Genomic DNA, 7,558 nt, shown 5'->3' with positions numbered 1-7,558 from the left:
GTTCGTTGCCTCCCTAAACGCAGAGTTCCGTTCAGGGCTGGTAGCTAGCCTTTGCCCTGTCCCGATTTTAACGGGCTGAACGTCGCAATCTTCTCTCGGCACACTCATAAGCCCACCACCTCCTGTCTAATATTCCAAGTTCACTACTGTCCGGTTAAAAGGGGAAAAGAGGTAACTGGGCAAGTTTGGTTGTGATGCATCTTTCCTTTGGCGCGCTCGACCATATATCTTTCAGCCGCTCTTTTGCGAAGAGCAAGACCGTCAAAACAGCCATTATCGAGGACGTGCCCCACCCTAACTTGCTTTGAAACTTCACCATCATCATCAATAAATACGCGATCAGCGCCACCCAAACCTGTGCTTTTACGGCATTGACGCTGGTTCCAACGAATTTCTTCACCTGCAAATGTTGCTTCAATGTTTTGAAAAAAAGTTCCACTTGCCACCTCGCCTTGTACAAATCGCAAATAGTCTTTGCCGATAGATCAAACCGGTTCGTTATAAACTTATACCAGTGTCCGGTTTCCTTGTCTCGACACGAAATCCTTCGCAACTTCCCCTTGTATTCTTTGCCCTAAAAAGCAAAAGGGTCAAGTATTCACTTTTCACTTTTAATAATTTTGTCGTTGTGATAGTGGGGTGTAATGTCTCGCCCACTTCGCATTCAATATTCCGGCGCTCTCTATCATGTAATGAACCGCGGAAATGCTCGCAACCAGATATTCGGAAATTTAAACCACTACCAATTATTTTTGCAGTGTCTTTCAGAGACCGTGAAAATGTGGGAAGCAAAAGTTCATGCTTTTACACTTTTGCCCAACCACTATCATTTGCTGCTGGAAACACCGCTTGGAAATCTGTCTCGCGCGATGCGGCATTTAAATCATGTATATACACAGCGTTACAATAAGATGTCTCACCGCGACGGCCACTTGTTTCGCGGGCGCTACAAGGCAATTCTTGTTGAAGAAGATGCATATTTAGTCGAATTAGCACGTTATATACATTTGAATCCGGTCAGAGCGGGTTTAGTGAAGAGACCCGAAAAACATCAATGGACGTCACACGGGCACTATTTGACGGGCGGCGGCCCGGATTTTTTAACCACGGATCGCCTTTTAAGCTATTTTGCGCTTCGCAAGAATCTTGCACGGAGAAAATTCCACGAGTTCGTAATGGACGGGGTCCCGGAGCAGCTACAGAAGATTCTGTCTGGATCACGATGGCCGTCTGTGTTCAGCAGTAAGAATTTTGAGGAATGGATAAAGTGGAATTTTGTAAAGGACCTAGATGATGAATTATTGGAATATCAACCGGCCCATAAAAAGGATGTTTCTGAAAAAGCATTACAAAAGGTTTTGTGTCAGATCATGGGTATCAGGTGGAGTGAGGTGGTTGATCCATCAGGTCGCAAAGCTCAACGCAACAGGGCGGTAGCAATATGGTTTTACAGACGATATCTGAAAATGGGTTATGGTGATCTTTCAAGGCAATTTGGGGTTGTTCCTTCGCGCATAACGGCAATTGTAAAAAATAAGGATATCGTTAACGAGGAATTTGAGAGCATGGTTGATGCATATCTCAAAAGTGAAAAGTGAATACTTGACCCCCCCTTGATGCATATCTCAAAAGTGAAAAGTGAATACTTGACCCCCCCTTTTTTTTCCTATTGAAATATGGGGCGGATTTGTTATGGGATGGTCATCCATGGAAAACATCTCCGTCATCCTTGTCAAACCCGCCGGCTCCATGAACATTGGAATGGCCGCTCGCGCAATAAAGAACTGCGGGATCACAAACCTAAAACTCGTGTCCCCCATTTACTTTAGGCAAAGAGAGGCCCACATGATGGCGGTTGGGGCAAAGGACGTCGTGGACAGCGCCGTTCATTACAGGACCCTGTCCGAGGCACTTACCGACGAAACATGTTCGTTCGCTTTTTCCAGAAGAATGGCCAAGGACCGGGAGCCTTACTACTCCTTGGACGAAGCCGGGCCCATAATGGCAAAAAGGGCCCTGAAGGGAAAACTGGCGCTAGTATTCGGTAGCGAGGCAGATGGTCTTACAAAGGACGAACTATATAGATGTGACTTTAGGGTCTATATACCGACGTCCGAAACCTTCGGTTCCTTGAACATTGCACAGGCGGTACTCCTTGCGTGTTTCGAGCTCTTCAGTGAAACACACGGTTTAAAGACAAGGTCGGAAGACTTTTTTGTTCCTAACTCAGAGATAAAACCGATGCTCGACAGCCTTTCAAGACTGCTAAGCGAGATTGGATACAATACCAAACACGAAGGAAAACTGCGCAAAAAGATAAGACAGGCCTTCGCAGAGATCGTGGGAAGGGCCGGCCTTCGCCATAAGGACGTGAACATGTTCCTCGGGATATTCTCTCAGGTAAGAAAGACCGCAAATATCAAGAGCTAGCTGATGTGCTGCTGCGTTGCTGATGCATTATGTGAAGTTCCACCATCCTTGCAACGAATATGGCAAGATACATCTGCCCCGCCACCGCCTCCAGATTGGTCATCACCATCGCCATCTTGTTGACCGGAAATACGTCGCCATAACCAAGGGTCGTCAGCGTGGCAAAGCTTAAGTACATCAAATATACATCGTTCCATCCTCTTGAGCTCCAACGCCCTCAAGGTAAAGATTATAGAACATAGGAGCGCCAGAGAAAGGAACGGGAACTCTCCACTCAGTTCTTCAAGGAACGGAGAGAGCAGAAAGGTAAAGACCAATACTACCAATAGCTGAAGATATTTGTTCTCGCTGTGGATATGCCATTTCATGGCGCATTATTTACAGCGTTTTTCAGAATTTGCCAAGATTTATCTCGCCGCTATCCGGGTCAATGAACTTAAACCCGAGCGAAAAACCGTATTTTTCAGAAAGAGCCAAGGGCTCTTTGAGGGCCTTGGCCACATCCCTTGAATTTGTCTTGTTCCAGGCCTCAACGAACATGGCCTCCAGGTCAAGGTCTTCACCGACATTAGGAAACTCCTTGGAGCTATTTACGAACTCTTTGTAGGCCTTCATCGTATCTTCCTCTAAGGAGCGTGCTATCGGAGCAAATCTTGATTCAAGCGCACCGGAGACATTAAGACTGTTCCCAAGACCCACGCGGTCGCTCCAGTAGAGATATTCCTTGGTGGTGAATGATGAAAGAGTGTTCCCTAACAGATTATAGGCTACAAAACCGGCCGATGCCGCAATGCGACCACCGATCGATGCGTCACTTCCCCTTATGGCAGAAGAGAGGATCCCTTCTCTTCCGTTATATTCAAGAAGGCTCTGGTACTGCGAATCTATCACGTATTTCTCCACGTCATCCAAAAACAGCGACTCCGCGTAATTACCGGCAATATCTATTCCCATGCCGGCAAGGACAGCAACATTAAGCCCCTTTGCCATCGAACCCATTTTCAGAAAAGGAGGGTGAACAAGATCTCTTGATGCCAATGATGCGTTAAGTTTTGCAAAATATGCATGAACGTAGGTGGGAACGGCTACCGCTGCGGTCAATGTCGTAAGACGATAGGCCATGCTTTCATCGTTCATACCAAAGGTCTTTAATATCTCGCCTGTCGGGGCCGCTGCCATGTGGGCATAGCCCATTCCGGTAGCAAAGGATCTGAACTTATTGGCAACGAACCTCATCGTGCTCATGCTCATGGCCTCAAAACCCACCGTATATGCCTCGCCCGCCAAGGCCTGAGCGATCCTTGACTCAAGGTTCGACGCTATCTCCATTCCCATGACTATCGTAGCGATCCTTGAAACGGGATGTTCCCTCACGTTCAAATGTGCACCGTCAGCAACGTTCTCAAGGAAGGATATCAGACCCACCGCCCATATAACACTTGGAGTGGCACCTTTCATCACGCCTTTCCACAGCTCCCCGTTAGTAAGACACACGTTCTTTGCCACCGCGTTCGATTCAGGGTATACTTTTATATCCTCCCAGTGTTCGTTGAGCCAGATCTTGAAAAGTTTTCGAGCGTCACCTCGGGCGTCGATAGCATCCCAGAGAGTCGTCTGCAATCTGCTCATCTCCGGCATCTTTTCGCCTATTTCGGCGGCCTGTCCGCTGGTCGACATCCACGCGTTGAATCTCTCCATGTCGCCACGCGATGAGACAAGCATCCTTACAAGCCACTTTGGCTCAACATTGAACTGCTCCGCAAGGGCGTTTATCCTTCCTCCCACCTCGTTGAACTTTGCTGCCAGCGCGTGTGTAAGGGCGCTTTTGTACTGGACATTAAGGTCTGCTGAGATCGCATTTTCCCAGAAATTAAAGACCACCGGCTGATAAAGGGGGTTAGCCACATTGGCCCTCACGAAAGAGATGTTCACGCCGTTCATTAATTCGCCCGGACGCGGAACGACAAGATCGTACATCGGGTTCTGCTGATAAGGGAAGAGCGCCACCTGCCCCTTTGCGGGATCGTGACCTTTGATCACATCGAGATGATCGAGCATCCCGACCACCTTTCCTCCATCTCCGTCTATTAAAAGGCGTGCCATCGGCCAGCCATATCCAGCATCATATCCGGACCATGTAGCCGTGATGCTTGGTCCCTTAAGGAAGGCTTTTAGTCGAAGAGCCTCTTCAAAAGGACCCTTAGGAGAATAGAAATGGCCATCGGGCGAATTCCATACTTTGACACGCTCAAGGCATTCGCCTGCATGCTCTGCCGCAAGACCCTCTTCGATCAGGAACTGCCTTGCAACCAGCGGATCGATAGGGTGGCCATTTTTATCACTTTGGGGGATAAGTATCGTACCATCTTTTTGTATAGGAGCTGCGTTCAGTCCAAATCCTTCTATGACCTTGAGCCCCAGCTCCGCAAAACGCGCTACTTCTATCTTTTCGGCATTATAGGTGTAATATTTGATCTTCCCTTCCGGCTGGAATATATATGCTCCGAATGCACCGTCGATGCTCGCCTGAAGTTCCCTTATCAGCAATTCGGGTCTCACACCCGGGTCATCTGGAGCAAATGCCACGAGGGCGTCGCCGGCCCGCATCCAGACCTGAGCACGCTCGCCGAATTTTTCGCTAAAGAACGCCTTTATGTGCGAATGTATCGCCCTGAACAGGAAGTCGTCGTAGCCGCCGGGAAAGGCCCCGCTCATGGCCCGCATGTCGTCACCTTCTATCGCAATGGCATAATATCCGTCATTGTGAGTAAGAAGGATATCTCCTATCATGATGTCGGAATCAGGGTATGTACGACTACTGTAAAGAACGTCGCTGTTATGGCTTTCTGAGACCGCCACGCCGTAGAGTCTTGCCGCAAGCCTTTTACAATCATCCAAAAGCTTCCATGCCTCTGCCTCGTTCTTTTGAAGCACCGCATGCCACATCTCGGCGGCCTTGCCTGCACCGTCGAGCCTTCCGCTCGAATTCTTCACTCTATAAAATTCGCCGAGTTCATGCATTACACGCTTGATGCGCTGCAAAAATCTGTTGAGCAAAGGATCTTGCGCGGGTTTTTCAAACCCACCGCTTAAATGCGACATGCCGCCTACATAGTTAGACCAGTTCTCTATGTATCCCCTGTAGAACTCTCTTCCTTCGGGTGAAGCCGCTATCGCCCTTTCCACTTTTTCGACCTTGGAAAGCCCCTGCCATCCAAGTTTCTTTTCAAGGAACTCCATCTTTGCAGTGAGCTGCCTGCGATATTCTTCCAGCCCTAAAAGCAGAAGCGCCTGGACCTCTGGATGTCTCATCTTATCATGAAGTCCGTCCGTGAACAATTGACGCATGTTCTTTGTCCGAAGAGATGTGTCTCCCTGTTGGGCGATCCCTTTCTCGAGCTTTGGAAGGATATCGTTTATGAGATGCGTCACCTCGGCCTTGATCTCTTCTGAACCTACCACCTTGGCAGGTTCTATTCCCCTTAGAACATCTATGACATCTTCAAGTGTTACCACTTCAAAAAGTCCGGAGACCTTAAGCACAAAACCTTCCGGAAGTTCAAGACCAAGATATTCTTGCTGGGTCGCCGCCCTAAGTTCAGCCGAAAGCTGCTCCATGTTCTCGGATGCACCTACTATGACAAAACCGGTCCTTTGGGTCGAAATGAAAACAGAGGCCTCCCCCCACTTCTTCTTGAACGATTCGTAGATCCTTGAGATGAGCCTATCACCCAAAGTATTGCTATATTTGTTGGCCTCGCTCAAATTGAACGTCACCTGAGCGACAGATGTCTTGCCCGTCTGCCACATCGCATCCTGCATCTTTCCCCTGCCTGCAGAATGAAGGAATCCCTCATCGGTAAGGATCGATCTTATCAGCCAGTAAGACGATTTAAGCCTTTCCATCACCTCGCCCACCCCGTATGAGAGACTGTTAAAATCATCTGGTTTAAAATGGAGGAAAGCGGAAACATCGCGTGTTAACGGGTGTGAATAGTTGTTCGGCCTTAAAAAGGTGAGCCCTTTTCCGTCGACCTCAACCGTTACCGGCGCATCACGGGTGATATCCTGCTTTGGAGGGAGCAATAGTCCGCGGATGCCGGACACACCCATCTTCCAATCGATCCTGTTCAATACATTTGAAAAAAAACCTGAATCTCCGACCTTTGGCATGCGAATTTCTCCCTTTAGATCATTATCGGCTGATTTTGGAAAAAGTTGCTAGGTATTTTTGGTTGGGCAACTTATTGATATTACTAGAATAAAACTCTATCGCTTTTGTGGAGGTGAGGGGGCTCCACCCTGCGGCTCTCGCCTCCGGGTACTTCCTCGCGCACCCACTTCGTGGGTACCCGCGCTCGGTCGGAACCCCTGAATCTTTTATCGCCTTAGTGGAGCAGAAGGGGATCGAACCCTCGGCCTCTACAATGCCATTGTAGCGCTCTCCCAAGCTGAGCTACTGCCCCACTAAGGCGATAACCGGTCTGAATCCCTATCCTTTGTTTCCCAACATTTCAAGTGTTATTTCGTCTAACCGACCTACTACAATATCCGCCGGCGACATATCCTGATCGGAATCTACCATCGAATTTTTGACACCTATCGCAAGCATCCCGGCTTTTTTGGCGGCATTGAGACCATGGGTCGAGTCCTCTATGACCGCGCAATATTTAGGCTCGATCCCCATCTTCTTTGCGGCCATCAAGAAACAGTCGGGGGCGGGCTTTGGGTTCTTTACATCATCACCCGTGACAATTCCTTCAAAGAAGTCCTGGATATCAAGCTGCTCCAGGACCGCCTCCACGTAATCTCTAACTCCCGAAGATGCGACCGCCCTTTTAAGACCCCATTTCGTGATATCGTCCACGAGCTTATAGAGCCCCGGCATCGCCTCAACGCCTTCCTTCACAAGCTCCATAAAATAGGCGTTCCGGTGTTTTGTGAGCTCGGCAACATCGACATCCATCCTGAACTCGCGGACCAGAAGCTCCATTATTTCTTTGATACGCATGCCGTATATATCGCGGCGGAGCGCACCCGATATTTTGGGGACCTTGATGCCAAAATCTCCAAGCGCCTTTTCGTACGCCTCAAAATGTTTCGGCGAGCTGTTAACGATAACATCGTC

6 protein-coding genes and 1 tRNA gene are annotated in these 7,558 nt (G+C 48.7%); 2 read left to right on the top strand and 5 right to left on the bottom strand.

Features of this window, described 5'->3' with window-relative positions; translation table 11 throughout:
• Nucleotides 1-154: 154 nt before the first annotated feature.
• Complete coding sequence (locus COV46_02625) at nucleotides 155-553, bottom strand: hypothetical protein (protein PIR17840.1); 399 nt, start codon at nucleotides 551-553, stop codon at nucleotides 155-157.
• Between the two features lie 91 nt (nucleotides 554-644).
• Here COV46_02625 and COV46_02620 point away from each other — a divergent pair, with 91 nt between their 5' ends.
• Together COV46_02620 and COV46_02615 are read left to right on the top strand one after the other, a co-directional pair.
• Nucleotides 645-1,598: a hypothetical protein gene (locus COV46_02620; protein ID PIR17839.1), complete on the top strand. Its 954-nt coding sequence runs from the start codon at nucleotides 645-647 to the stop codon at nucleotides 1,596-1,598.
• A gap of 94 nt (nucleotides 1,599-1,692) precedes the next feature.
• Nucleotides 1,693-2,430, top strand: coding sequence for a hypothetical protein (locus COV46_02615; GenBank protein ID PIR17838.1), 738 nt, complete (start codon nucleotides 1,693-1,695; stop codon nucleotides 2,428-2,430).
• Here COV46_02615 and COV46_02610 read toward each other — a convergent pair.
• The 4 genes from COV46_02610 to COV46_02595 form a co-directional block, all read right to left on the bottom strand.
• A complete protein-coding gene (locus COV46_02610; GenBank protein ID PIR17837.1) occupies nucleotides 2,420-2,608 on the bottom strand; it encodes a hypothetical protein in 189 nt (62 codons plus the stop codon). The two genes, COV46_02615 and COV46_02610, sit on opposite strands and share 11 nt — an antisense overlap.
• Before the next feature lie 212 nt (nucleotides 2,609-2,820).
• Nucleotides 2,821-6,603 (bottom strand): hypothetical protein, encoded by a 3,783-nt coding sequence (locus COV46_02605; protein PIR17836.1) that lies wholly within the window; start codon nucleotides 6,601-6,603, stop codon nucleotides 2,821-2,823.
• Between the two features lie 216 nt (nucleotides 6,604-6,819).
• A tRNA-Ala gene (locus COV46_02600) sits at nucleotides 6,820-6,896 on the bottom strand.
• A 26-nt stretch (nucleotides 6,897-6,922) separates the two neighbouring features.
• The coding region (locus COV46_02595) for a hypothetical protein (protein ID PIR17835.1) at nucleotides 6,923-7,558 on the bottom strand (636 nt) is incomplete at its 5' end.

The organism is Deltaproteobacteria bacterium CG11_big_fil_rev_8_21_14_0_20_49_13, from assembly GCA_002796305.1.
Classification (GTDB): Bacteria; UBA10199; UBA10199.
This window is presented reverse-complemented; position numbering and strand designations above follow the sequence as displayed.